Source organism: Aquabacterium sp. UBA2148 (genome assembly GCF_002328915.1).
In the GTDB taxonomy this organism is placed as follows: domain Bacteria; phylum Pseudomonadota; class Gammaproteobacteria; order Burkholderiales; family Burkholderiaceae_C; genus Aquabacterium; species Aquabacterium parvum.
Genome location: NZ_DCXA01000294.1, coordinates 3,426 through 5,262, shown reverse-complemented (window position 1 = coordinate 5,262; position 1,837 = coordinate 3,426). Strand labels below are relative to the sequence as shown.

2 protein-coding genes are annotated in these 1,837 nt (G+C 65.8%); both read right to left on the bottom strand.

What is annotated here, in order from left to right; translation table 11 throughout:
• Positions 1 to 1,137: M16 family metallopeptidase (locus B2W70_RS16310; protein ID WP_286747262.1), on the bottom strand; the 1,137-nt coding region annotated here is incomplete at its 3' end.
• Between the two features lie 100 nt (positions 1,138 to 1,237).
• Complete coding sequence (locus B2W70_RS16305) at positions 1,238 to 1,789, bottom strand: hypothetical protein (protein WP_286747260.1); 552 nt, start codon at positions 1,787 to 1,789, stop codon at positions 1,238 to 1,240.
• Positions 1,790 to 1,837: the final 48 nt, after the last annotated feature.

The window sequence follows — 1,837 nt, the reverse complement described above, 5'->3', positions numbered from 1 at the left end:
CAACCAGCGGGCCTTGGCACGGGCCAGCTCCGCTTCGGTCACGGGCTGCGAAGCGAACGATTCAACGGCCTTGAGCAACGCCTCTCGGGCGGGGCCGACCTCCTGGTCCAAGCCCAGCTGAACGCCGGCGATGAAAAAGCCTGGATCGGCCAGTCCTTGAGAAAACGCGAAGGTGGATGCCGCCAGCCGACGTTCGGTCAGTTGTTTGTGCAAGCGACCGGATGGGGTGTCTCCCAAGATCAACGACAACAAAGCAACCGCTGCGTGATCGGCGTGGGCGCCAGGCATCACGTGGTAGCCCGCGTACAGCAAGGGCACACCCCCGCTGCGCCGCAAGGTGACGCTGCGCTCGCCATCCTGGACGGGGTCCAGCGTGTACGGCTCGCGCAAGGGCGCCTTGGGCCTGGCGATGGGGGCAAAAGCCCCTCGGATCCAGGCCAATGTGCGAGGCACATCGAAGCGACCGGACACGATCAACGTGGCGTTGTCAGGGCGGTAATGCCGACGATAAAAGGCCTGCAGCTGCGAGATGTCCACGCCCTCGACGTCGGTGCGTGCGCCGATGGTGGACTTGCCGTAGTTGTGCCACTGGTACATCGTCGCCAGCGTCTTTTCGAGCAGGACGCGGCCCGGGCTGTTCTCATCCATCTCCATTTCGTTGCGCACAACGGTCATCTCGCTGTCGAGGTCCTTGCGCGCGATGAAGCTGTTGACCATCGCATCGGCCTGCCAGTTGAGGTACCAGCGAAGGTTGTCCTCGTTGGCGGCAAAGCTGGCGTAGTAGTTGGTGCGATCCAGCCAAGTGCTGCCGTTGGCACTGAGGCCGCGCTGGGTGAACTCGGCCCACACCTTGGGGTGTTTGGGCGAGCCTTTGAACAGCAGGTGCTCAAGCAGGTGAGCCATGCCGGTTTCACCCAGGCCCTCATGGCGCGAACCCACGCGGTAGGTCAGGTTCACGGTGGTGGTAGGCCGCGCGGCATCCGGGATCAGGAGCACCTGCAGGCCATTGGGCAGGCGCCATTCGCTGATGCCTTCTGCCTGGGTCACGGGCAACCAGGCGTCGGTGGCCTTGCCCGCCATGTTGACGTGGGCCGCTGCCGCACGAGGGCTCGCTGCAGCCGGTTTGGCGAAAGCCACCCCCGGCAACAAACCGGTTGAGAGGCTGGCAAAAGCCAGAGCCAAAGCAGGCCGCCGCAGCGCCCGACCGATCAAAAAACGCATGGCGATGGCAGAGCGCTCAACGCACGTTGGAAGCCGGGACCGCGGGCGCAGCGGGTGCGACCGGCGTCGTCTTCGGCGCGAGCATCACGCGGGTCTTGCCGCCGGTGGTGACCAGGATGACGGCATCGCCGGGCTGAAAGCTCTCGCTGCCTGCAGCTTGGACGATGGCCCGCCGCTCACCGCTGGGCATCTGCAGCAGGATCTCCAGGGCGGACTGACGGGTGCCCAAGCGCTCGACCGCATTGCCCACCACACCCCCCACCACGGCCCCCACCACGCCCACGGCGGCGGAAGTCGGGTTGTGACTGCTGGCCATGCTGCCGCCGATGCCGCCGACCACGGCGCCCGCTGCGGCACCGATGCCACTCTGGGACCCCTCCACCGTCACCGGCCGCACCCCCAGCACCACGGCGTCGGAGACTTGCGAAAGCCTTTGGGCATCGCCTGGCTTGATGACATCAGGGCTGGTGGTGGAGCAAGCCGTCAAGCCCAGGGCCAGGCAGGCGCCAGCCAAGGCAAACACCGGTCGGGTTGAACGGGTGGAAAGGAAGCGGAGGGCAAAGCGCATGATCAAAACCTGGGTTGGATCGATCTACTTTAGCGCAGCACCTCCGCA

Bases quoted from the DNA above. Each gene is read 5' to 3' on its own strand.
- B2W70_RS16305 (WP_286747260.1), bottom strand. From the start codon at position 1,789: ATGCGCTTTGCCCTCCGCTTCCTTTCCACCCGTTCAACCCGACCGGTG.